This window comes from Nocardia sp. NBC_00511, assembly GCF_045161165.1.
Lineage (GTDB): Bacteria > Actinomycetota > Actinomycetes > Mycobacteriales > Mycobacteriaceae > Nocardia.
The window spans coordinates 5,396,579-5,420,489 of the sequence record NZ_CP107849.1; the positions used below are offsets into that span (position 1 = coordinate 5,396,579).

General features: G+C 67.8%; 18 protein-coding genes. 8 read left to right on the forward strand and 10 right to left on the reverse strand.

Features of this window, described 5'->3' with window-relative positions:
• Positions 1 to 97 precede the first annotated feature (97 nt).
• The 4 genes from OG300_RS25290 (at position 98) to OG300_RS25305 (ending at position 7,782) form a co-directional block, all read left to right on the forward strand.
• Positions 98 to 3,853, forward strand: a complete 3,756-nt coding sequence (locus OG300_RS25290) for a multifunctional oxoglutarate decarboxylase/oxoglutarate dehydrogenase thiamine pyrophosphate-binding subunit/dihydrolipoyllysine-residue succinyltransferase subunit (protein WP_405485528.1) — start codon at positions 98 to 100, stop codon at positions 3,851 to 3,853.
• 121 nt (positions 3,854 to 3,974) lie between these two features.
• Complete coding sequence (locus tag OG300_RS25295; RefSeq protein ID WP_405485529.1) at positions 3,975 to 5,408, forward strand: FUSC family protein; 1,434 nt, start codon at positions 3,975 to 3,977, stop codon at positions 5,406 to 5,408.
• Positions 5,409 to 5,583: 175 nt separating this feature from the next.
• Positions 5,584 to 6,273 carry a PadR family transcriptional regulator gene (locus OG300_RS25300; protein WP_405485530.1) on the forward strand — a complete coding sequence of 230 codons (690 nt, stop codon included), beginning with the start codon at positions 5,584 to 5,586 and terminating at the stop codon, positions 6,271 to 6,273.
• 12 nt (positions 6,274 to 6,285) lie between these two features.
• A complete protein-coding gene (locus OG300_RS25305; RefSeq protein WP_405485531.1) occupies positions 6,286 to 7,782 on the forward strand; it encodes a DHA2 family efflux MFS transporter permease subunit in 1,497 nt (498 codons plus the stop codon).
• 82 nt (positions 7,783 to 7,864) lie between these two features.
• On the opposite strand, the gene OG300_RS25310 is transcribed toward OG300_RS25305, so the two are convergent.
• From OG300_RS25310 to OG300_RS25320, 3 genes are all read right to left on the reverse strand, one after another.
• Positions 7,865 to 8,485 carry a Uma2 family endonuclease gene (locus OG300_RS25310; protein ID WP_405485532.1) on the reverse strand — a complete coding sequence of 207 codons (621 nt, stop codon included), beginning with the start codon at positions 8,483 to 8,485 and terminating at the stop codon, positions 7,865 to 7,867.
• A gap of 169 nt (positions 8,486 to 8,654) precedes the next feature.
• On the reverse strand, positions 8,655 to 10,316 hold the full coding sequence (locus OG300_RS25315) for a molybdopterin-dependent oxidoreductase (RefSeq protein ID WP_405485533.1): 1,662 nt from the start codon (positions 10,314 to 10,316) through the stop codon (positions 8,655 to 8,657).
• Positions 10,317 to 10,395: 79 nt separating this feature from the next.
• Positions 10,396 to 11,793, reverse strand: a complete 1,398-nt coding sequence (locus tag OG300_RS25320; protein WP_405485534.1) for an MFS transporter — start codon at positions 11,791 to 11,793, stop codon at positions 10,396 to 10,398.
• A gap of 78 nt (positions 11,794 to 11,871) precedes the next feature.
• Here OG300_RS25320 and OG300_RS25325 point away from each other — a divergent pair, with 78 nt between their 5' ends.
• Positions 11,872 to 12,762, forward strand: coding sequence for a LysR family transcriptional regulator (locus OG300_RS25325; RefSeq protein WP_405485535.1), 891 nt, complete (start codon positions 11,872 to 11,874; stop codon positions 12,760 to 12,762).
• A gap of 52 nt (positions 12,763 to 12,814) precedes the next feature.
• Here OG300_RS25325 and OG300_RS25330 read toward each other — a convergent pair whose 3' ends face one another.
• The 4 genes from OG300_RS25330 to OG300_RS25345 form a co-directional block, all read right to left on the reverse strand.
• Positions 12,815 to 14,608, reverse strand: coding sequence for an AMP-dependent synthetase/ligase (locus OG300_RS25330; RefSeq protein WP_405485536.1), 1,794 nt, complete (start codon positions 14,606 to 14,608; stop codon positions 12,815 to 12,817).
• A gap of 112 nt (positions 14,609 to 14,720) precedes the next feature.
• A complete protein-coding gene (locus OG300_RS25335; protein ID WP_405485537.1) occupies positions 14,721 to 15,635 on the reverse strand; it encodes an alpha/beta hydrolase in 915 nt (304 codons plus the stop codon).
• A gap of 11 nt (positions 15,636 to 15,646) precedes the next feature.
• The gene (locus tag OG300_RS25340) at positions 15,647 to 16,477 is read right to left on the reverse strand and encodes an SDR family NAD(P)-dependent oxidoreductase (protein WP_405485538.1); all 831 of its coding nucleotides are present in this window, start codon (positions 16,475 to 16,477) and stop codon (positions 15,647 to 15,649) included.
• Between the two features lie 37 nt (positions 16,478 to 16,514).
• Positions 16,515 to 18,035 (reverse strand): flavin-containing monooxygenase, encoded by a 1,521-nt coding sequence (locus OG300_RS25345; protein WP_405485539.1) that lies wholly within the window; start codon positions 18,033 to 18,035, stop codon positions 16,515 to 16,517.
• An 87-nt stretch (positions 18,036 to 18,122) separates the two neighbouring features.
• Between OG300_RS25345 and OG300_RS25350 the strand changes: the two genes are divergently transcribed.
• Complete coding sequence (locus OG300_RS25350) at positions 18,123 to 18,776, forward strand: TetR/AcrR family transcriptional regulator (protein ID WP_405485540.1); 654 nt, start codon at positions 18,123 to 18,125, stop codon at positions 18,774 to 18,776.
• A 50-nt stretch (positions 18,777 to 18,826) separates the two neighbouring features.
• A complete protein-coding gene (locus OG300_RS25355) occupies positions 18,827 to 19,495 on the forward strand; it encodes a phosphoribosylanthranilate isomerase (RefSeq protein ID WP_405485541.1) in 669 nt (222 codons plus the stop codon).
• A 34-nt stretch (positions 19,496 to 19,529) separates the two neighbouring features.
• Here OG300_RS25355 and OG300_RS25360 read toward each other — a convergent pair whose 3' ends face one another.
• The 3 genes from OG300_RS25360 to OG300_RS25370 all read right to left on the reverse strand — a co-directional run bounded on the left by OG300_RS25360 (position 19,530) and on the right by OG300_RS25370 (position 22,708).
• The gene (locus OG300_RS25360; protein WP_405485542.1) at positions 19,530 to 21,092 is read right to left on the reverse strand and encodes an MFS transporter; all 1,563 of its coding nucleotides are present in this window, start codon (positions 21,090 to 21,092) and stop codon (positions 19,530 to 19,532) included.
• A gap of 1 nt (position 21,093) precedes the next feature.
• Positions 21,094 to 21,606 carry a hypothetical protein gene (locus OG300_RS25365; RefSeq protein ID WP_405485543.1) on the reverse strand — a complete coding sequence of 171 codons (513 nt, stop codon included), beginning with the start codon at positions 21,604 to 21,606 and terminating at the stop codon, positions 21,094 to 21,096.
• A 160-nt stretch (positions 21,607 to 21,766) separates the two neighbouring features.
• Positions 21,767 to 22,708 (reverse strand): glycine betaine ABC transporter substrate-binding protein, encoded by a 942-nt coding sequence (locus OG300_RS25370; protein WP_405485544.1) that lies wholly within the window; start codon positions 22,706 to 22,708, stop codon positions 21,767 to 21,769.
• A 304-nt stretch (positions 22,709 to 23,012) separates the two neighbouring features.
• On the opposite strand from OG300_RS25370, the gene OG300_RS25375 reads away from it, so the two are divergent.
• Positions 23,013 to 23,909, forward strand: coding sequence for an ABC transporter substrate-binding protein (locus OG300_RS25375; protein WP_405498669.1), 897 nt, complete (start codon positions 23,013 to 23,015; stop codon positions 23,907 to 23,909).
• The last annotated feature ends 2 nt before the right edge of the window (positions 23,910 to 23,911 follow it).

Below are 23,911 nucleotides of genomic sequence, written 5' to 3' on the forward strand. Positions count from 1 at the left end.
AACAGGGGTGGGCATATCCTCAGAGAGGGCGCATCGGCGCGCATCCGCCGATTACCCGTGCCGGGCACGTCACAAACGTCGCAGCGCGAAGAACGAAATGAGGCGAACACCTGCTGTGAGCAGCTCAACATCCCAGTTCGGACAGAACCAGTGGCTCGTCGACGAGATGTACCAGAAGTACAAGCAAGACCCCTCGTCGGTCGATGAAAGCTGGCACGAGTTCCTGGCGGACTACACGCCGGAGAACACAGCCGAGACTGGTAACAGCCAGACGGCCGCGGCCGTCGCTCCGGCACCCGCCGCTGCGTCGCCTGCCCCCGCCGCCACCCCAGCTCCGGCTCCCGCCCCTGCCGCTGTCGCGCCCGCCCCGGCGCCCGCGCAGGTTCGAGCCCCGCAGACCACCCCCGCCCCGACTTCGAATGCCTCCCCCACCTCCGGTGGCCCGAAGCCGAGCGCCGAAGACGAGACCAAGGTGCTGCGCGGCCCCGCCGCGGCCGTGGTGAAGAACATGTCGGCCTCGCTGGCCGTCCCCACCGCCACCTCGGTGCGTGCCATTCCGGCGAAGCTGATGATCGACAACCGTCTGGTCATCAACAATCACCTGGCCCGTACCCGCGGTGGCAAGATCTCCTTCACCCATCTGCTGGGTTACGCGATCGTGCAGGCCATCAAGGCCTTCCCGAACATGAACCGGCACTTCGCCGAGATCGACGGGAAGCCGAACGCGGTCACCCCGGCGCACACCAATCTCGGTCTGGCCATCGACCTTCCGGGCAAGGACGGCAATCGCGCGCTCGCGGTCGCGGCCATCAAGAACACCGAGGGCTTCACCTTCACGCAGTTCCACAGCGCCTACGAGGACGTGGTCCGGCGCGCGCGTGACGGCAAGCTGACCAACGACGACTTCTCGGGCGTCACCATCTCGCTCACCAACCCGGGCACCATCGGCACCAATCACTCGGTGCCGCGGCTCATGCAGGGTCAGGGCGCGATCATCGGCGCGGGCGCCATGGAGTACCCGGCCGAATTCCAGGGCATGAGCGACGGCCAGCTGGCCGATCTGGGCATCGGCAAGCTGATGACCCTGACCTCGACCTACGACCACCGCATCATCCAGGGCGCGGAGTCCGGCGACTTCCTGCGCACCATCCACAACCTGCTGATCTCCGACGAGTTCTACGACGAGATCTTCCACGGCATGGGTGTCCCCTACGAGCCGGTGCGCTGGCGCAAGGACATTCAGGAACGCGGCATCGACAAGTCGACGCGCGTCCAGGAAATGATCAACGCCTACCGCAGCCGCGGCCACCTGATGGCCGACACCGACCCGCTGCGGCTGGTGAAGGACAAGTTCCGGTCGCACCCCGACCTGGATGTCACCCAGCACGGTCTGACCCTGTGGGACCTGGACCGCGAATTCAATGTCGCGGGCTTCCACGGCCAGGAGCGCATGAAGCTGCGCGACGTGCTGTCCATCCTGCGCGACGCCTACGCCCGCCATGTGGGTGTGGAGTACACCCACATCCTGGATCCCGAGCAGCTCAAGTGGATTCAGGACCGCGTGGAGCAGAAGCACGCGAAACCGACTGTGGCCGAACAGAAGTACATCATGTCCCGGCTCAACGCGGCCGAGGCGTTCGAGACCTTCCTGGCCACCAAGTACGTCGGCCAGAAGCGCTTCTCGCTCGAGGGCGCGGAGTCGGTCATCCCGATGATGGACGGCGTCATCGACCAGTGCGCCGAGTACGCCCTCGACGAGGTCGTCATCGGCATGCCGCACCGCGGTCGCCTCAACGTGCTGGCCAACATCGTCGGCAAGCCGTACTCGAAGATCTTCACCGAGTTCGAGGGCAACATGAACCCGGCGGCCACCCACGGCTCCGGCGACGTGAAGTACCACCTCGGTGCGCGCGGCACCTACCTGCAGATGTTCGGCGACAACGAGATCGAGGTCTCGCTGACCGCCAACCCCTCGCACCTGGAGGCCGTCGACCCGGTGCTCGAGGGTCTGGTGCGCGCCAAGCAGGATCTGCTCACCAAGGAAGATCTCGTCACTCGCGGCGAGGAGAACCGTTCGTTCTCCGTCGTGCCGCTGATGCTGCACGGTGACGCGGCCTTCGCCGGTCAGGGCGTGGTGGCCGAGACGCTGAACCTGTCGGGTCTGCGCGGCTACCGCACCGGTGGCACCGTGCACATCGTGGTGAACAACCAGATCGGTTTCACCACGGCTCCCGAGTACTCGCGTTCCACCGAATACTCCACGGACATCGCGAAGTTCATCGGCGCGCCGATCTTCCACGTGAACGGTGACGACCCGGAAGCCTGTGTGTGGGTGGCCAAGCTGGCCGTCGACTACCGGCAGAAGTTCCACCGCGACGTGGTGATCGACATGATCTGCTACCGCCGTCGCGGCCACAACGAGGGCGACGACCCGTCGATGACCCAGCCGGGCATGTACGACGTGATCGACACCAAGCGCTCGGTGCGAAAGGCGTACACCGAGAGCCTGATCGGCCGTGGCGACATCTCGATGAAGGAAGCCGAAGACGCCCTGCGCGACTACCAGGGGCAGTTGGAGCGGATCTTCAACGAGGTGCGCGAGCTGGAGAAGTTCCCGCCGGAGCCGTCGGAGTCGGTCGAGGACGAGCAGCAGTTGCCGCCGAATCTCGTTACCTCCGTGGACAAGACGGTGCTGCAGCGGATCGGCGACGCGTTCGTCAGCCCGCCGGAGGGCTTCAGTGTCCACCCGCGCGTCAAGCCGGTCATGGACAAGCGCCGCGAGATGGCCTATGAGGGCAAGGTCGACTGGGCCATGGCCGAGTTGCTGGCCTTCGGCACGCTGATCGACGAGGGCAAGGCTGTTCGCCTGACCGGTCAGGACTCGCGCCGCGGCACGTTCTCGCAGCGGCACTCGGTGATCATCGACCGCAAGACCGGTGCGGAGTACACGCCGCTGCACAACATCGGGTCCAAGAACCCGGGCTGGTTCGCGGTGCACGATTCCGCGCTGTCGGAGTACGCGGCGGTCGGCTTCGAGTACGGCTACTCGCTGGGCAACCCGGACGCACTCGTGTTGTGGGAGGCGCAGTTCGGTGACTTCGTCAACGGCGCGCAGTCCATCATCGACGAGTTCATCTCCTCCGGTGAGGCCAAGTGGGGTCAGCTCTCCGAGGTCGTGCTGATGCTCCCGCACGGTCACGAGGGCCAGGGTCCCGACCACACCTCGGGTCGTATCGAGCGCTTCCTGCAGTTGTGCGCCGAGGGTTCGATGACGGTGTCGGTTCCGTCCACCCCGTCGAACTACTTCCACCTGCTGCGCCGCCACGCCCTGGACGGCATCCGCCGCCCGCTGGTGGTCTTCACCCCGAAGTCCATGCTGCGCAACAAGGCTGTGGTCTCGGAGATCGAGGACTTCACGGACAACAAGTTCCGCACCGTCCTCGAGGAGCCGACCTACGAGTCGGGCAACGGTGACCGTTCCAAGGTCAAGCGGGTGCTGCTCACCTCCGGCAAGATCTACTACGAGTTGGTCGCCGAGAAGAACAAGCACAACCGCGAGGACGTCGCCATCGTGCGCGTCGAGCAGCTGTACCCGATTCCGAAGTACCGCCTGAACGAGGCGCTCGAGGGCTACCCCAATGCCTCCGACCTCGCCTGGGTTCAGGAGGAACCGGCCAACCAGGGCGCCTGGCCGTTCTTCGGTCTGAACCTGCCGGAGATCCTCCCGGCTCGTTTCGGCAAGCTGCGCCGCATCTCGCGTCGCGCCATGTCGGCCCCGTCCTCGGGTTCGTCGAAGGTGCACGCCGTGGAGCAGGCGGAAATCGTGAACGAGGCGTTCACCCCGACCGTCTAGTCCATCGAATCCCCGTGCGGGGCCGGATCTCTCACCGAGATCCGGCCCCGTGTCGTTTCCGGCGGCGATCGCGCACCGGGGTAGTTGCCATGCGGTAGCGATGCAGTGTTGAAATGGGTGGATGAGTCCGGTTCCCTACGCGTTGCCCAAGTCGCCGCCGAGTACCCGATTGCGAGCGTTGGTGTTCGGGCTGGGACCGATCTGGCACCGCTGGCGATCCGGGGTCCGGACCGCGGCGGCGTTCGGGTTGTCGGCGTGCGCGCTGGTCGCGGGCGGATATCCGCAGTACGCCATGCTGGCGGCGTTCGGGGCGTTCGCGGTGATGTACGGCGACGGGCGGCCGGTGCGGTCGCGGATCGGGTCCGTCGCCGGTGCTGCGGCCGGATTGCTGGGCGGGGTGGCAGTGGGGGCGCTGCTCGGGCACGCACTGGCGGGCCGGGCCTCGCTCGGGACGGTTGCGGTGGTGATGCTGACCGTGGTGGCCATGACGGCGGTGTACGTGATCAACGCGGTCAGGGTGGGACCGCCGGGGGCCTTGTTCTTCATGACGTCCGCCTCCGGGGCGATCGCGGCTACCGGAGCCGGCGTGCGGCCCGAGGTGGTTCTGGGATGTGCGGGGCTGGGTGCGGTGGGGGCGCTGCTGGTGACGGGGATCGGCGTGGGGATCGATCTGCTGCGCGGGGATCGGTCGCGGGCGGCGCGGCAGCCGGCCGTCCTGCGGCGGCTGCGACGGTCGTGGACGCCGGACTCGCACGCGGTGACCACCACGGTGCGGGTGGGAGTGGCGTGCGCCGGGGCGGGGGCGATCGCGTTGGCGCTGAATGGATTACATCCGTATTGGGCGATGCTCACCGCGCTGGTGGTACTGGCGCAGGGTCCGCATCGAATCGGCGGGCGGGCGCGCGCGATCCATCGGTTCGCGGGGACCGCGGTGGGCGTGGTGGCGTTCGCGGGGCTGTATCAGCTGGGGCTCACCGGCTATGCGCTGGTGGGGCTGGTGGCGGCGCTGATGTTCGCGACCGAGCTGTTCGTGGCGGCGAACTACGGGATCGCGGTGCTGTTCATCACGCCGCTGGCCCTGTTCGCCGGTGGCGCAGGCACTCTCGGCGGCTCGGCGGGGGCGACGATTCGGGATCGGTTGCTGGAGACGGTGATCGGCGTCGTCGCGGCGGTGCTGTGCCTGAGTCTGGTTGCGCCGCATGCCCTGCGGCGCACACTGGCGCTGGAGCACCGGCGCATGCGCGGGACGGCGCGCCGCGTGGTCGTGGCACTGGACGCGCCGATGGACGCCGACGGCCGAATGCTCTGTGCCAAGCTGCGTTTCGATCTGAAGGGCTGCGAGAACGCGGGCATCGACTGCGCGCATGACGACGCGCGCTGGATGCACGCGCGCTGGGCCGATCACATCGATCTGGTGCATCGCGGGCACGGGCTGCTCGCGGCGGCCGAGGCCGTTCCGCTCGGGGAACGGCTCGCGGACACCGCTGCCTGGCGCGGGGTCTTCGACGACGAGGCGTGGGCCGCCGCCCCGGAGGTCGTCGAATCCGGCTCATGAGGTCGATGCCGTACCGACATCCGGCGTACCTCCCACGGTCACCGCGCTAGCGGAGGCTGGTCCTCCGATACTTGCGCGCCAACTGTTCCGCGTCGTATATTCCACACGGAATATTTGGTGCGGATGATCCGCGGTCGGCGATGCGATCGGACGATCGGCGGGAACGGAGGACGCGATGGGAAAGCAGGCGATCCCGGCGCTCACCCCTATGGCGGTGGCGGTGCTCGCACTGCTCGAGGAACGACCCATGCACCCCTACGAGATGTTTCAACTGCTGATCAGCCGCCATGAGGACGAGTTGATCAAAGTCAGGCCGGGCTCGCTCTACCACGCCGTGGCGCGTCTCGCGGAGCAGGAGCTGGTGCGCGCGGAAGGCACCGATCGGGCCGGTAATCGACCGGAACGGACCACCTACCGGATCAGCAGCGCGGGCCGTCAGGCCCTGCGTGAACGGATCACGGAAATCTTGCGGACACCGGTCTCGGAGTACCCGATTTTTCCGGTCGCACTGGCCGAGGCGCACAATCTTCCCGTGGGCGAAGTCAGCGCGGTACTGCGCGAACGGCTCACCTGGCTCGACAGCCGCATCACCGAACTCGAGGCTCTGCGCGAGTGGACGGTGAACCGGCAGGTCCCCAGGCGGTACTGGCTTGTCATCGACTACCTGCACAACGGCGTCTCCGCGGAGGCGCGCTGGCTGCGGGACTTCGTCGCTGAACTCGACAACGGCGAAATCGAATGGGAGCGCTTCGACGGCGAGACCGGCATGCGCTGCGATCCACCCGAGGACACCCTCGGCCACGACTGGGGCGCCAGCCTCACCGAGGCCGATCTCGCGGCCGTCCGAACCAACCCCCCGAGTTAGGAACCCGAATCCATGTCCACACAACGTAATCCGTGGCCCGCGCTATACGCGCTGGTCGTCGGGTTCTTCATGATCCTGCTGGACATGACCATCGTCGCGGTGGCCAATCCGGCGATCATGAAGGACCTGAACGCCGATGTCTCCCAGGTGATCTGGGTGACCTCGGCCTACCTGCTGGCCTACGCGGTCCCGCTGCTGGTCACCGGGCGGCTCGGAGATCGCTTCGGCCCCAAGAACATCTACCTGGGCGGCCTGGTCGTCTTCACCCTCGCCTCGCTGTGGTGCGCCGAGTCGACCAGCATCAACATGCTGATCGCGGCGCGCGCGGTGCAGGGCCTGGGCGCGGCGTTGATGACGCCGCAGACCATGGCGGTCATCACCCGCACCTTCCCGCCGGACAAGCGCGGCGCGGCCATGGGCCTGTGGGGCGGCGTCGCCGGTCTCGCGACCCTGGTCGGCCCGATCCTGGGCGGCGTGCTGGTCGACTGGCAGGGCTGGCAGTGGATCTTCTACGTGAACGTGCCGATCGGCATCATCGCGTTCATCGCGGCGTACGTGCTGGTGCCGTCGCTGCCCACCAACCGGCACAAGTTCGACCTGGTCGGGGTGGCGCTCTCGGCGGTCGGCATGTTCCTGCTGGTGTTCGGCATCCAGGAGGGCAACACCCACCACTGGGATGCCTGGATCTGGGCCATGATCATCGCCGGTCTGGTGGTACTCGGGCTGTTCATCGTCAACCAGGCCCGCAATACCGGTGAGCCGCTGGTGCCGCTGAGCCTGTTCAAGGACCGCAACTTCGCGTTCTCCAACCTGGCCATCGCGGCCATGGGCGCATCGGTGACGAGCATCTTCGTGCCGACCTACTTCTACCTGCAGCAGGTGCACGGCATGTCGCCGACGCGGTCGGCACTGGTGTTCGCGCCGATGGCGATTCTGACCGGCGTGTTCGCGCCGATCATCGGCAAGATCTCGGATCGTGTCGCGCCGCGGGTGATTCCGACCGTCGGCTTCGCGGTGTTCTCCGCGACGCTGTTCGGATTCTCCGCGCTGATGAAGCCGGACGGTTCGATCGCGCTGTTCATGGTGATCGGCGGCATCGCCGGTATCGCCAACGCCTGCATCTGGGCGCCGCTGGCCACCACCGCCACCCACGGTCTGCCGGTGCAGCAGGCCGGTGCGGGCGCCGGTGTCTACAACACCACCCGTCAGGTGGGTTCCGTGCTGGGTTCGGCCGCGATCAGCGCGCTGCTCTCGGCGCGGATCGCCGCGCAGGGGCTGCCCGGCGGCCCGATCGGCGAGGGCGGCGGCGGGCAGAGCCTGAGCAATCTGCCCGCGGTGGTGCGGGATCCGATCCTGGAGAAGCTCAGCACCGCGCTGAGTCAGTCGCTGTACCTGCCCGCGGGAATCCTGCTGATCGGTGTGGTCGCCTCGGCGATGTTCGTCGGGCACGCCAAGTCCTCCGGCGACAAGCAGGACGATGCGGCGAAGGCGAATATCGGCGCGCACTGAAGTATCGCGAAACAGCCTGTCCCGCAGGCTGAATGACCACGGCCCCCGTCGTCTCCAGACGACGGGGGCCGCTGTCGTTCGCTCAGAGGATGAGGCTGATCAGCCGCGTCCAGTCGAGGTGGATCTCGATCGGCATGTCCACCACCGTGGTGCCGATGTGCGCGACCAGCCGCCGCAGCGGCCGGTAGTGCCCGAGCACCAGCACGTGGGTCTGGATGTAGCTGACCCGGTCTCCGTCCAGGTAAACCAGCCAGTACCAAGGGATTCCGGCCAGCGCGTACTCGGCCTGCTTGTCGGCGGTGTCGATGCGTTCGGTGATCGGGGAGACCACCTCGACCGCGATCTTCACGCGCTGCGCGGCGAGCAAGCCGACATCGGCCGGGGCGCAGGAGAACAGCGCGAGGTCAGGGCGGCGCATGGTGACGCGCGGGGTTTCCCACAGCAGCACGTCCTGGTCGATGCCGACGTAGAGCCAGCCGTCGTTGTAGCGGCTCATGTGCAGCTCGGCGGCCGACTCCAGCATCTCGGCGAGGCGGCGCGCGGCATTGCGGTGCGCGAGCGCGGGGGGTTCGGCGCGCACCACGTCACCGTTCACGACTTCGACGAGACGGCAGAAGTCGCGGGGCAACCTCTTCCAGATGTCGAGCGTGATCGGTTCGGGCTGCAGGTTTTCCGCCCGCGCCCATTCGAGTACTCCGGACATGCGTTCCCTCGGCTCCCTGCGTGGGGTGGATCGGGCGACGGCTGGCCGCGCCGATCGTAAACCGCGGGCCCCGGCAAAACGGCCGTTCGGAATTTTCCCTGCCCGTTCCGGCGTGCCGCAACCGATCAGTCGGTTCGCGATGCCCGAGATCAGTGGATTCGCAGGAGCGTCAACTGATTCGCACGGTGAGAGACGGATATCCGGTCGCACCGTCGGGCACCACGTCCTGCTGCTGATCGGTCTGCGTGGCCCCCGTGTTGTCGGTGGCGCGCGCCCAGATGGTGTGCAGCCCGGAACCGGCTGCCTCCCAGTCGAAGGCCCACTGCACCCAGGTGTCGATCGACGGTTCCACCGCCAGCCGCGCGGGCTGCCAGGCACCCTGATCCACCCGCACCTCCACCCCCTTGATGCCGCGATGCTGCGCCCACGCGACACCGGCGACGGTCAGCTTGCCCGCCGCGAAGGTGCCGTGCGCGCGGGGCGTGTCGATCCGGCATTCGGTCTTGATCGGCCCCCTCTCCGACCAGCCGCGTTCGGTCCAGAACGCTTGCGCCTTATCGAATCTGGTGAGTTCGATCTCGGTCACCCATTTGGTCGCGGAGACGTATCCGTACAGCCCCGGCACCACCAGCCGCGCCGGATACCCGTGCGCGGTGGGCAGCGCCTCCCCGTTCATGCCGACGGCCAGCATGGCGTCGCGGCCGTCCATCACCACCGACAGCGGACTGCCCGCGGTGAATCCGTCGATGCTGCGCGAGAGCACCATGTCCGCGTCCGGATGCGGTCCGGCCGCGGCGAGCAACTCGTCCAGGCGATACCCCAGCCAGCGCGCGTTGCCGATCAGGTCCCCGCCCACCGGATTCGAGACGCAGGTCAGTGTCACGAGCCGCTCGATGGGCGCGCGGGCCGCGAGATCGGCGTATTTCAAGGTGATTTCGCGATCCACCATCCCGTGGATCCGCAACGACCAGGTGTCCTTGCTGACCTGCGGCACGCTGAGCGCGGTGTCGATCCGATAGAAGTCGTCGTTCGCGGTCATGTAGGGCGAGATGCCCGGAATCGAAAGATCCGCACCGGGTTCCGATACCGGAGCGGGAACGCTCGGCGTCGGCAACTGCACCTCGGCCCGCTCGGCCGACACACTCCGCGACCGCAATCCGACGATCCGCGCCGCCACCCCGCCGACCACCGCGATCCCACCCGCGATGAAGATCCCCCGCATCACCTGCCGCCGCTCCACCGCCAGTTCGGCGGGCGTCAACGGCGACGATTCCCCCAGCGCCACACCGGAACCCGGCGTCCGCCCCGATCCGGAGGTCCCTCCCGATGTCGAACCACCGGCAACCGCCCCGGCGAGGGCCGAGTCCCGCTCCCCCGCACTCGACACCGCCGCCATGTCCTCGAACCGTTCGATCCGCTCGATCAGGCTGCGCAGCAACAGAATTCCCGCGACCCCACCAAGAATCGCCGGAAATGCCCACGTCCACGAAGCGGCCGGTCGACCCACGGCCGCCAGCAACGACAGCACCCCGAACACGCCGAACAGCACCGACCCCAATGGCCGCCGACTCCGCTCGAGCACTCCGGCGGTGGCCGCCAACGCGACCGCCGCCACCCCCATACAAACGAACAGCAGCGTCTTGTCATTGGTCCCGACGAGCCCGATCACCCATTCCCGAAACCCGTCCGGCGTGTGATCGACGATCCATCCCCCCACCGCCTGCAACGGCGTGCTGTCGGGGCTGACCAGCAGCGACACTACCTCGGCCACGCCCAGCGTGACCCCACCGGCGACGATCCCACCGGCCATCCGCAATCCACGCTCGGTCACATCCCGACCCTACTGCGCACCCGCCGCCCCGAACCCGCCCGAACAATTACAGAACAGTGACGCGCACCTGTGAGAGTGCTCAGCGCGCCGGTGTCCGCAATGCGACGGCGGCGATGGCGGCCATGGTCAGCAGACCGCCGCCTGCAACCAGGAAGGCGTGGTGCAGTCCGGTGATGCTCGGGAGCGGACCGGTGTAGACGAGGGTGCCCAGGACGGCGACGCCGAGGACCTGGCCGAGTTGTCGTAGCGCGTTGTGTACCGAGGAGGCCATTCCGGCGCGGTGCGGTGCGACGGCGGCGAGCACGGTCGCGGTCATCGGGGTCAGGCACAGACCGAGGCCGAAGCCGCCGAGGGCGAGCAGCCACCAGAGTCCGGCCAGGCCGGTGGTGCGGTTCATGCTCAACAGGCCCAGGATCGCGGAACCGGCGAGGGCGAGACCGGTGACCATGGGCGGCCGCGCGCCGACGCGGGCGACCAGGCGGCCGGAGATGGGGGTCGCCGCAGCGAACGCGATGCCGATGGCGCAGACGTCGAGTCCGGTCCGAATGGCCGAATGCCCCTGCACCAGTTGGAAATACGCGCTCAGGTAGACGACCAGTCCGACGAAGGCGAAGAAGGCGACGGCACCGGCCAGGTTGGCCGCGGTGAAGCCGCGATGACCGAAGAGGGCGAGGTCGACCAGCGGATCACTGTGTCGCCGTTCCCAGCTCACGAATGCGATCGCGGCGGCGAGGGCCAGGCCGAAGGCGGCCAGGATCAGCGGGGAGGTCCAGCCCTCTTGTCGGCCTTCGGTCAATCCGTAGGACAGCGCGGCCACCGACAGCGTGGTCAGCACCGCGCCCTGCCAGTCGAATCGGCCGGTGGTCGCGGTGCGTGGCTGACGCGGGACGATGAGCGCGGCGATGGTGGCGAACACCAGCACCAGCGGCACGTTCAGCAGCAGCACCCAGCGCCAGCCGAGACCGGTGACGACGAGGCCGCCGAGGATCGGGCCCACCGCCAGGGCCAAGCCGGAGGAGGTCGACCAGGCCCCGATGGCGACCGCCCGCTTCCGCTCGTCGGGGAAGGCGGCGCGCACCACGGCGAGGCTGGTCGGCACCAGCAGGGCGGGGCCGAGGCCCTGAATGACGCGGCCCGCCAACAGCATCGGAATGCTGGTGGCCAGCCCGCCGATCAGCGCGCCGAGCGCGAAGGTCGCCATGCCGAGCAGGAAGACGCCCTTGCGGCCGTAGCGGTCACCGAGCCCGCCGGTGAGCATCAGCAGGCTGGCGTAGACCAGCACGTAGGCGTTGACGATCCATTCGGCAGCCGTGGCATCCGCGTGCAGGTCGCGGGCGATGGTCGGCAGCGCCACGCTGATCACCGTGGTGGACAGCACGGCCAGGAATTGGCCGCCGGTGACGGCCACCAGTGTGATCCAGGGATTCGCTGTGGCAGTGGCGGATTCGGGCCCGGCGGAGACTTGTATCGCGGTCATGTCTCGAACGGTAGGACTGCCCGCTGATACCTTCCACGACCAAAATAGCTATACCGTCATGCCTTTGGAGGTATGAGCATGGATCTGCTGCAGCTGAGCTATTTCCGGATGGTGGCGCGCACCGAGAACATCAGCCGGGTCGCGGCGGAGCTGCGGGTAGCGCAGCCGTCGCTGAGTCGCACCATCACCCGGCTCGAAAACGAGCTGGGTGTACCGCTTTTCGATCGTCAGGGGCGGCGGCTGCGGCTGAACCGGTTCGGCGCGGCATTCCTCACGCGGGTGGAGCGGGCTCTGGACGAACTGGAGGGCGCCCGGCGGGAAGTGGCCGATCTGGCCGGGCTCGAGCAGGGTGCGGCGCTGATCGGCGCGGAGAACCTGAAGATCCTCCAGCACGCGATCAAGGACTTCGTGCGGGCGTATCCCGGTGCGCGCGTGCAGCTGTGCTCCGGGACCACGGCCGAGGTGACCGCTCGCCTGATCGCCGGTGAGATCGACCTCGGGGTGATCTCCTATCCGCCGGACGCGCCCGGTCTGGTCCATCAGGAGCTACTGGACGAGGAAGTGCTGCTGGCGGTTTCGCCTGATCACCGGTTCGCGGGCCGCGAGCGGGTCACGGTCGGCGAACTCGCGGACGAACCGTTCATCACGACCTCGCCCGAATACTGGCAGCGCACCGTGCTCGACAAGGTCTTCGCACGCGCGGGATTGCGGCCCGTGATCGTGTGCGAGGGTGACGACCCGTCGGCGGTGCGCGCTCTGATCGCGACCGGGCTCGGCGTCGGTCTGCTTCCCGGCCTGGCGCGCGACTATCCCGGTCCGCCGGTGGCCTGGCTGCGTCTCGACGAGGTCTACTGTCGTCGCACCCTGCATCTGGCGTGGCGCGAGGACGCCTATCTTTCGTTGGCCGCCAGGCGTTTTCGCGAACTGGCGGCCGCGAGCTTCGCCCGCGAACGCGTCTCGGAGGACTGAAAAAGCCTGGGGCCCACGAAAACCGTGGGCCCCAGGCTGTTCGAGCGGTGGATCAGGAGTAGATCGCGTCCACGTCGGCCGCATACTCCTTCATGACGACGTTGCGCTTGAGCGACAGCTTCGGGGTGAGCTCGCCGCCCTCCTGGGTCCAGTCGACCGGCAGGATGCGGATCTTCTTGATCGCCTCGGCGTGCGACACCAGCTTGTTGGTGGCGGCGACGGCCTCGTTGATCTCGGCGACCAGGGCCGGGTTCTCGATGACGTGCTCGATCGGGGTCTCGGCGGGAATCCCGTTGCGCGCCATCCAGCCCGGCAGGGTCTCCTGGTCGAGGGTGATGAGCGCGCCGATGAAGGGCTGGCCGTCGCCGACGACCATGACCTGGCTGATCAGCGGGCTCTGGCGCAGCGAATCCTCGAGCATGGTCGGGGAGACGTTCTTGCCGCCCGCGGTGACCAGGATTTCCTTCTTGCGGCCGGTGATGGCGATGAAGCCGTTCTCATCGATCGCGCCGAGGTCACCGGTCTTGAACCAGCCGTCGGCGTCGAAGGCGTCGGCGCTGGCCTCCGGGTTGTTCCAGTAGCCGCCGAACACGACCGGGCCGCGGATGAGCAGTTCGCCGTCCTCGGCGACCTTCGCGGCGTGGCCGGGCAGCGGGCGGCCGACCGAGCCGACCTTGATGAACTTGGGGGTGTTCACGCTGACGGCGGCGGTGGATTCGGTGAGGCCGTAGCCCTCGTAGATGGTGACGCCCGCGCCGCGGAAGTAGTGGCCCAGGCGCGCGCCCAGCGGGCCGCCGCCGGAGACGGCGGACTCGCACTCGCCGCCCATGGCCTCACGCAGCTTGGAGAACACCAGCTTGTCGAACACGGTGTGCTGCAACTTGAGCACGATGCCGGGGCCGCCGGTCTGCAGCGATTCGCTGTACTTGATGGCGATCTCGGTGGCGTAGTCGAAGATCTTGCCCTTGCCGCCGTCGTGCGCCTTCTGCTTGGCGCCGTTGAACACCTTCTCGAACACCCGCGGCACCGAGAGGATGAAGTTCGGCTTGTACGCGCCGAACTGCTCGACCAGCGTGGACCAGTCGGCGGAGTGCGCGACGGTGACACCGGCGTCGAAGGCGGCGAGCGCGACCGCGCGGGCGAACACGTGGGCCAGCGGCAGGAACAGCAGCGACTTGCGGCCGGGGCGCAGGAATTCGCTCATGGCCGAACGGTCGGCGGCGGACTCCGCGTACAGGTTGGCATGCGAGAGCATGACGCCCTTGGGGCGGCCGGTGGTACCGGAGGTGTAGATGAGGGTCGCGGGCGAGGACGCCTTGACCTGGGCGCGACGCTCGTGCACGACGCTGTCGTCGAGGTCGGTGCCACGCGCGACGAGGGTGCCGATGGCGTCCTCGTCGATGCGCAGGGTCTCCTTCAGCTCGCCCAGTCCGCCTTCGATTTCCGCGACGGTGGCGCGATGCTTGTCGTTCTGCACCACGATCAGCTTGGTGGCGGAGTCCGAGAGGATCCAGCGCACCTGCTCGGCGGAGGAGCTGTCGAAGATGGCGACGGTGCAGCCGCCCGCGGCCCAGATGGCGAAGTCGAGGACAACCCACTCGTAGCTGGTGGCGGCCATGATGGCGACGCGGTCACCGAGCTCGACGCCGGAGGCGACCAGTCCCTTGGCCACATCGGTCACGGCCTTCGCGAACTGGGTTGCCGTGACGTCGTTCCAACCGCCCTTACCATCCGGGGTGTTGAAGACGACCAGGTCGGGCGTCTGCTCCGCATGCCGGAAGGCGCCGTCGGACATATTGGCGTTTTCCGGGATGGTGTAGGTAGCCGGGACTTCGAACTCTCGCATCGCTGCCCTTCCACAGTGGGTTTACTGGCGGGTAATTTACGCCACGCTCACAGATAACCCACGGCGGACCGTCCGAACCTGTTCTCGGACGATCCGCCGCGGGGTTCTGCCTCTATCCTATGGATCGGGTTTGCGCAGGTCGAAGCGCCTGCCGCAGAAACTCCCCGAGTTCTCTGGTGATACGGGCGGCGGGACTCGCCAGTGCGGCCTGTAACTGTGAGACGTGCCAGAGACCTTCGGTCTCGGTGTACTCGGTGCGCACTCCGGCCGCGCGCAGTTCGGCGACCAGCCGCGTGCACTGGTCGTGCAGCAGTTCGTCGACGTCGGCCTGCACGTAGGTGTCGGGCAGCCCGCGCAGGTCGCCGAGCAGCGGTGCGTAACCGGTGTCGGAGCCGTCACCGTCGCCGAGGTAGGCGGCGGCACAGGCCCGCGACCACGGCTTGTTGATGACGAGATCCCGGTTGCGCGTGGGGATTTCGTTGGGATCGGTCCACGGCGCGATCAGGCCGAGCGCGGCCGGGGTCATGCCGTGCACATCCCGCAGCCGTTCGGCCAGGGCGAGCGAGAGCCCGCCACCGGCCGAATCACCGGACACCGCAATGCGATCCGGCCGGTACCCGAAGGACACCAGTTCCAGGAAGGCCGCCTCGGCGTCGTCGAGGGCGGCCGGGAACGGATGCTCCGGAGCCAGCCGGTAGTCGAGAACCTGCACCGGGCAACCGGTTTCGCGGGCCAGGTAGGCGGCCAGCGAGCGGTGCGTGGTCGGCGAGCCGACGGTGTAGCCGCCACCGTGCAGGTACAGCACGGTGGCGCTGTCGGACACCGGCCCGACGGTGACGCGTTCGGCCGGGCGGCCGCCGAGGCGGACCCGTTCGACGTGGGTGCCGCGTGGCGCGCGCTGCGCCACCGAACCCCAATCCATCAGCGCGCGTTGCACACTGAACGGCAGACGGTGATTGAGCATGATCCGGAAGACCGGATTCAGGGCGGCGCGGATGACCGGCAGCGGCAGTGTCAGATCGGGCATTGCGGGATCCCTTACGGCAGGACGCGCTTCTGCACGACCGCGGCGATGCGCTGGTAGTACGAGGCGGTGGTGCGGACGAACAGGTCGAGAGCCTTTGCCTCCCAGCCGATCAGCACCCGGCCGTGGCCCTTGCCGACGGCCTCGGTGATGGTCTGCGCGGCCATCTCCGGGGTGTGCATGGCCAGCTTGCTGTCGAAGAGCGCGGCCAGGTTCTTCTGGTCCAGGCCCTCGGAGACGGTGGCGTTGCGGGCGACGGCGGTCTTGATGCCGCCGGGGTGCACGCAGGTCACCTTGACCGGGTCGCCACTCATCAGCATTTCCTGGCGCAGCGCCTCGGTGAAGCCGCGGACCGCGAACTTGGCGGCGTTGTAGGCACTCTGGCCGGGGACGGCGATCAGGCCGAACAGGCTGGAGATGTTCACCACGTGGCCCGAACCGGATTCGATCAGGTACGGCAGGAAGGCCTTGGTGCCGTTGACGACACCCCAGAAGTCGACGTCCATGATGCGTTCGATGTCCTTGAACGCGGTGTCGACGACGTCGCCGTGGTGGGCGATACCGGCGTTGTTGTAGATCTGGTTGACCTTGCCGAAGTGCTTCTTGACCTCGTCGGCGTAGAGCAGCACGGCTTCCCGCTCGGCGACATTGAGCCGATCGGATTTCACCTGGGCGCCGAGCTTTTCGCAGCGGGCGACGGTTTCGGCGAGGCCCTCGGTGTCGATGTCGGAGAGCGCCAGCTTCGCGCCGCGCTTGGCCAGGTTCTCGGCCAGCGCCCGGCCGATGCCGGAGCCCGCGCCGGTGATCACACAGACCTTGTCCTTGAAGTAAGCATCGTTGCTCACGATTACCGCTTTCGGTTGTCTCGGAAGGAGGGGTGGATCAAACAGCCTGTGCGACAGGCTCGGTGGTGGTCTCGTAGGCGTCGGTGTCGAATTTCTCGAGCAGACTACGGAATCGGAAGGTGAAGTCCGGCCACAGTGTGGTGTTGTTGCCGTGCTTGTCGAGGTACCAGGAGGCGCAGCCGCCGGTGCTCCACACCGCGCCCCGCAGCTTGCGCTGCAACTCGGCGTTGTACTCGTCCTGCACGTCCTGGCGGACCTCGACGGTGCGCAGGCCTCGCTTGTCGAACTGCGCGACGGCGTCGGAGATGTAGTTGATCTGCGATTCGATCATGAACACCATCGAGGTGTGGCCCAGGCCGACGTTCGGGCCCAGCATGAAGAACAGGTTGGGGTAGTTGTGGATGGCCGAGCCCTTGTAGCCCTGCTGGCCGATGGCGTCGAAAACCTCTGCGAGCGTGCGGCCGTCGCGTCCGGTGACGGTCTCGTAGACCGGTGAGTCGGTGACGTGGAAGCCGGTGGCGACGATGATGGCGTCGACCTCGCGCTCGGTGCCGTCCTTGGTGATGACGGAGCCCGGGCGGATCTCCTTGATGCCGTCGGTGACGACGTCGACATTGTCGCGGCTCACCGCCGGGTAGTACTCGTTGGAGATGAGCATGCGCTTGCAGCCGATGCGGAAGTCCGGGGTCACCTTGCGGCGCAGTTCCGGATCGCGGACCTCGGCGAACAGCTTGGCGCGGGCGATGCCCTCGAGCAGCAGCATGGCGGGCGGGAACTTGGCCAGGCCGATCACCTGGGATTCGCGGACGGCGTAGATCCCGGCGCGGTAGAGGCTGCGCAGCGCGGGAATCTTCTTGAGCGCCAGCTTCTCCGGGGCGAAGTACTCGCGGTCGCCGCGCGGCAGCAGCCAGGGGGCGGTGCGCTGGTAGACGTCGAGGTGCTCGACCTGCTCGGCGATGGCCGGGACGATCTGGATGGCGGAGGCGCCGGTGCCGATGACGGCGACGCGCTTGCCCGCGAGATCGGAGTCGTGGTTCCAGCGGGCGGAGTGGAAGATCTCACCCTGGAAGTCGTTGATGCCCTTGATATCCGGGAGGTTCGGCTCGCACAGCGCGCCGACGGCGGAGACCAGGATGTCGGCGGTGAAGGCGCCTTGGCTGGTCTGGATCTCCCAGCGGGCGTCGGCGTCGTTCCAGCGCGCGCCGGTCATCTCGCAATCGAAGATGTGCTTGTCGCGGACGCCGTACTTGTCGGCGACGCCCTGGATGTAGCGCTGGATCTCCGGCTGCTTGGAGAACGAGCGCGACCATTCCGGGTTGAGCGCGAAGGAGAACGAGTAGAGCTGCGAGGGGACGTCGCAGGCCGCGCCGGGGTAGGTGTTGTCGCGCCAGGTGCCGCCGACATCGCCGCCGCGTTCGAGCACCAGGAAGTCCTCGACGCCCTGCTGGCTCAGGCGAATGGCCAGGCCGAGGCCCGAGAATCCGCTGCCGACGATGATGACGTGGGAATGCCGGGCAGGGCGGTTGCCGACAGCCTTGTCTGTAACCTTGCGACTCATATACGCGAGAGTAGGGTCTTATTGAGCGCGAGTCAATACTATTGACTCGTGTTCAGTAGGGTTGGACCGGTGACCAAGGAGCGCAGCGTGAGCAGCAAATCGAACGCCCGGACGCGCTCCGGCGACGAGGCCGTCAAACGCGTGCGCCTGAGCCCCGAGGACCGCCGCCAGCAGTTGATCACACTGGGTGCGCGCATGCTGCGCGAACGCGCCCTGGAAGACGTCTCGATCGGGGAGATCGCCAAGCAGGCGGGCATCTCCCGCGGCCTGCTGTTCCACTACTTCCCCACCAAGGGCGATTTCCACCTGGCGATCATCCAGCACGCCAATTCGCAGCTACTGGAACGCACGGCACCCGACCCCACCCTCGGCACCTACGACATGCTGCGCGACTCGCTGGAACGCTACGTCGACTACGTCACCGAGAACCGCACCTCCTACCTGGCCCTGCTGCGCGGCCCCGCCAGCGCCAGCCCCGAACTCGTCGCCATGGTCGACGCTCACCGCCGCGCCCAGGTCGACCGCATCCTCACCGCCGCCCCCCTCCCCCCGGACGCCGAGGACATCCCCAGCCTCGCCCTGGCCGTCCGCGGCTGGATCGCCTTCGTCGAGGAAACCACCCTCACCTGGCTACGCGAGGAACCCATCACCCGAACCGACCTGGTCGACATGCTCGTCGGCGCCCTGGCGGGCCTGGCGATCGCACTCAATCAGACTCTGGCCGAGGCACTCCGGCCCTGACTTTCGCGTCGAGCAGCCATCCAGCGGCGACCGCGACTAATCTGCCCGGCATGACGGTGCGCGCCAAGCTCTGCGGAATCCGCTCCGAGTCCGACCTGCGCACCGCGGTCGAGGCCGGCGCCGACGCCGTCGGATTCATCTGCGGTGTCACACATTTCAGCGAGGACGCGCTCACCGGCTCCCGAGCCCGCCAACTCGCCGCCCTCGCCCCACCTTTCGTGAGCCGCGTACTGGTGACGCACCTCGAGGAAGCAGCCGACATCGTCCGCGTCGCGGAGTTGATCGGCGCCGACACCATCCAGATACACGGCCTCGTCACCCCCGCCACCGTCCGCCAGGTCCGCGACACCGCCGGCGGCCGCCGCATCGTCCAGGCCGTCCACGTCACCGGCCCCGAATCGATCGACGCCGCCCGCGCCGCGGCCGCGAATTGCGATGCCGTACTCCTGGATTCACGCACCGCCACCCGCCTGGGCGGCACCGGCGAAACCCACGACTGGTCGATCAGCGCCACCATCGTGAAAGCCCTCACCGACCTCGCCCGCCCGGTGATCCTCGCAGGCGGCCTGAACCCGGCCAACGTCGCCGAGGCGATCGCGACGGTGCACCCGTACGCGGTCGACGTGAACAGCGGAGTCGAGACCCCCACGGGCGACAAGGATCCAGCCGCGTGCGCATCCTTCGTCACTGCGGCACAACAGGTTTCATGGCTTCGATAGCTGCCGCATTCGTCCTCGGTGGCAGCCGATTCGACTAGGTCTCGAACTCGTAGCCGGAGTGGTCGCCGCGGGAGGAGACGGCCGTGATGAGCGCGGCGGCGATGATCATGATCGCTGAAACCAGCAGGGCCACTTCAAGGCCGCGGTGGAAGGCGGCATAGGTCGCCGTTATCACGTGGTCGACTATCGGGCCGTAGGCGGCGGAGGCGGAGGAGTCGCCGCCGGTGGGGACCTTTCCGGTTTCTATGGCGTCGATGACTATCGATTGGAAGTTCGGGGGGATGCCCAGTTGGTCGAGGCGGTCTTTCAGGTCGGCGTTGAGGAACGAATTCACCAGGGAGCCGAGGGCTGCGACGCCGACTACCGCGCCTACCTGGCGCATGGTGTTGGTGGCGGCGGCCGCCATGCCGGAGTGTTCGGCCGGGACGCCGGACAGGACGGCGGAGGTCAGAGGGACCACGGCGATGCCGAAGCCGAGACCGGCCAGGGTGAGAGCCAGGGTCAGGGGGACGAAATGCGGTGTGACGCCTAGGACTTGGCGGGTCAGCAGGATGCCTGCCGCGCCCAGTACGCAGCCGGTGATCATGGGGGTGCGGGAACCGCGCAGGGCCACCCAGAAGCCTGCGAACAGTGCGCCCAGGATGATGGCTATCGCCATGGGGGCGAAAACCGCGGCGGTGCGCCAGCCCGAATAGCCTGACACCTCTTGCAGGTACAGGGCGGTGAAGAAGAAGATCGAGAAGACGCCGAAGTAGACGGCGAACGCCACGATCAGCGCGCTGCGCACCATGGGGCGTTTGAGGTAGTGGAAGTCGAACATGGGGTTGCGGGCACGGGTTTCGGCGATCAGGAAGACCACCAGGGCGATGGCGCCCACCACAAAAAGGCTCACCACCGAGGCGGTTCCGTAGCCGATCTCCTCGCCGGAGATGCCCGCGTAGATGACGCAGGCGAGAAACGCCGAGCCGGAAAGGAATCCGATCAGATCCACCGGACCCGGTTGCGGGTCAGCGGATTCCGGTACGTAGCGCAGCGCGGCGGCCAGCACGATCACACCGACGATCAGGTTGAACCAGAACACCGACCGCCAGCCGTACGCGCCCACCAGCACGCCGCCCAGCACCGGGCCGAGGGCGAGCGCCAGACCGGAGACCGCCGCCCACGCCCCGAGCGCGCGGGCGCGTTCACCCCGGTCCGGGAACACGTGCCGAATCACCGACAGCGTTCCCGGCTCCGAGGCGGCCGCACCCAGCCCCATGATGGCGCGGCCGGCGATGAGCACCGCGACGCTGCCCGCCAGCGCCGAAACCACCGAGCCCGCGGCGAAAACCGCCAGCCCGGCGATCATCACGCGTTTGCGCCCCCACCGATCGCCGAGCGATCCGGCGGTCAGCATCAGGCTCGCGAACACCAGCGTGTACGCGTTCACCACCCATTGCAGCGACACCACGCCCGCGTGCAGATCCGATTGCACAGCGCCCAGTGTGACGCTGACGACGGTGGTGTCGAGGAAGGTCACGAACAGCACCGCGGTGACCGTGGCCAAGGCGATGCCCGGCCGCCGCACCGCACCGGCCGTGATCCCGGTGGCGCTCATGTCAACTCGCGGAACAGGGTGCGGGCGGTTTGCCCTGCATCTCGAGACTCAGCAGCGCGCAGAACGAGGCCTGCGACACCTTCCAGGTCCCGTCGGCCTTCACCGCGGTCCCCGACTGGTCGGGCAGGGCGGCGGTGCCGTTGAGCGAGATGGTGTAGACGACGTTCGCGTGGGTGGCGTCGGCGGACGTCACACTCGACACGGTCGCCTTGCTGCCCTTGGCGATCGGCGAATCCGCCTGTGCCCGAATGGTATCGGCGAAGGCCTGCCCGTTCTCCAGCGCCGCGATCTTCTGGTCGGCGGTGGTGTTGCCGTCGAAGAAGCGTTGATAGACGTCGGTGACGACCTGCGTCAGCGTGTTGTCGGTACTCGGGGCGGCGGTGACCGGATGACCGACCGGAGCTTCCTTACCCGACACGCCGCAGGCGGCCAGCAGCCCCGCCGCGAGCGCGCACACCGCAATGGATTTCGTGAGTGAAAGCCCGGATTTCGTGACGGGAATACGATTCGACATGCCCCGTCCTCCCTTGACGACAGACCGGCATGATGATCAGAAGCCCAGGTTACGCGCCCGGACCGACCGGCGGGCACGGATTCGAGCGCCCACGGCGTACCGCAATTCGACCGTGACGGACGGCAATTCGCGAGCGAATCCAGCGGCGTCCGGGGACGAGTCAGAGGGAGTGGGCGTCGAGCCAGTTGCGGGCGAGGTTTGCGGGGATCGCACCGCTGTCGCGGACCTGACGGATCATGTCGGCGAGATCGGTGGTGGTGAGTTCGCCCCCCACATAGTTCAGCTTGCGCAGCTGCTCGTCGTTGAGAGCCGCCTTGCGCAGGACGGGAAGGACGTTGGCGGCGCGGAAGGCGTAGTCGGGGTCGGCGAGGGGCGTGAGGTCGGCGCCGCCATCGGTGAGGAAGGCGGGCGGGCCGGCCAGGACGGCCAGCTGGATTTCGCCTTCGGACAGGGCTTTTCGCAGGTCGGCGTCGCTGGTGAAGGTGACCGGGTGCGCGATGTCGCAGTGGTAGACGGTGTTCAGCGGTTCGATCACATCGCGTTGCGGGTCGAGGGGCGCGCGCAGCGCGTCCAAGGGCGGTCCGGTGGTGATGCCGACCGTCAGCTCGGCGCAGCGGGAGCCCAGATCCTTCAGGGAGGTGGGGAAGTCGGCGGGGCGGCTGGTGGCGGCTACCACGGTGAGGCGCAGATCGGTGCCGTCCGCGGGATCCGCGACCACGACCCCTTCGGGGAGAGCGCCATTGAGCGCGCTGTTCACCGCGTCCGGTTTGGTGGCGATGGCGGTCGGGTCGAGCGCGGTGAGCAGGTCACCGGTGACGTCACCGAACGCCACGACGGTGTCGGCGTCCAGCGCGGCGAGCAGCTCCTTGCGCTCCCCCATCCGCTCCCGGGTCTGCGCGCGAATCCCGGTTCGCGACAGCGCGCCCGCGTAGATCTCGGCGATCATCATCGACTCGGCCGAATCGCCCGCGCCGACGGTCAATACCGGACCGCTGTCCTTGCCGCCGCAACCCGCGACGGCCGCGACCGCGGTGAGGACCAGCGCCGAGGACAGCAGGCGGAGCGTCCACGGACGCCGCGGGGGATTGTCTGTGCCGAACACGCCGCTCAGTCTGCCGCGCCACCGCGCCGAAATGCGAAACCGACCCACTGGCGCGGCATATCGGTTGTGTTCCCGATCACGCCGCGCACCGAAAACCGACCCCGGGTAGCCAACGTTGCGGGAACAGAGCGGGCAATATGGACAGTTAGGTCTGTTTCGGGGTGGTACTCGCACCCCGCCGCCGCAGGCAACCCGGCTCGGAAGGACGACAGTGCATTCACTAATCACCACGCGCGCCGACGGCAGGCGCACCGCCAAAACCGTCTTCAGGATCCTCGCCGCCTCGGTGGCCCTCGCGGCCGCCATGGCACTGTCCGCCTGTGGCGGCAGCAAATCCGACCCGCTGAGCAGCGGCGGTGACTGCGGTGGCGACACCGGCAAGCTGACCGTCGGATCCGCCAACTTCCCCGAATCTGAGACGGTCGCCGATGTGTACGCGGAAGCGTTGCGCGCCAACGGATTCCAGATCGACACCAAGCTGAACATCGGCAGCCGCGAAGCCTACGTGCCCGCGCTGAAGAAGTGCGAGATCGGTGTGATCCCCGATTACACCGGCAATCTGCTGCAGTACCTGGACAAGTCGGCCACCGCCTCCTCCCCCGACGACGTGAACGCCGCACTCACCAAGGCGCTCGGCGACCAGCTCGGCATCGGCACCCCCGCCCCCGGCGAGGACTCCGACGCCGTCGTCGTCACCAAGGCCACCGCCGACAAGTGGAACCTGAAGACCATCGCCGACCTGGCCCCGCACGCCGCCGAGGTGAAACTGGCCGCGCCCGCTGAATTCTCGGAGCGGCCCGGCGGCCTGCCCGGCCTGAAGAAGAACTACGGCCTGGACATCTCGACCGCCAACTTCGTGCCGATCGCCGACGGCGGCGGCCCCGCCACCGTGCGCGCGCTGACCGAGGGCCAGGTCACCGCGGCCGACATCTTCACCACCTCCCCCGCCATCGCCGCCAACAACCTGGTGGTGCTGCAGGATCCCAAGCACAACTTCCCGGCGCAGAACGTGGTGCCGCTGTTCAACACCGCCAAGAAGAGCGACAAGCTGCTCAAGGTGCTGGACGCGGTCTCGGCGAAACTCACCACCGCCGAACTGATCTCGCTCAACACCGCGGTCTCCGGCACCGCCAAGACCGAGCCCGCCGCGGCCGCCAAGGCGTGGGTGACCGCGCAGGGCCTCGACAAGTCGATCGGCTAGAA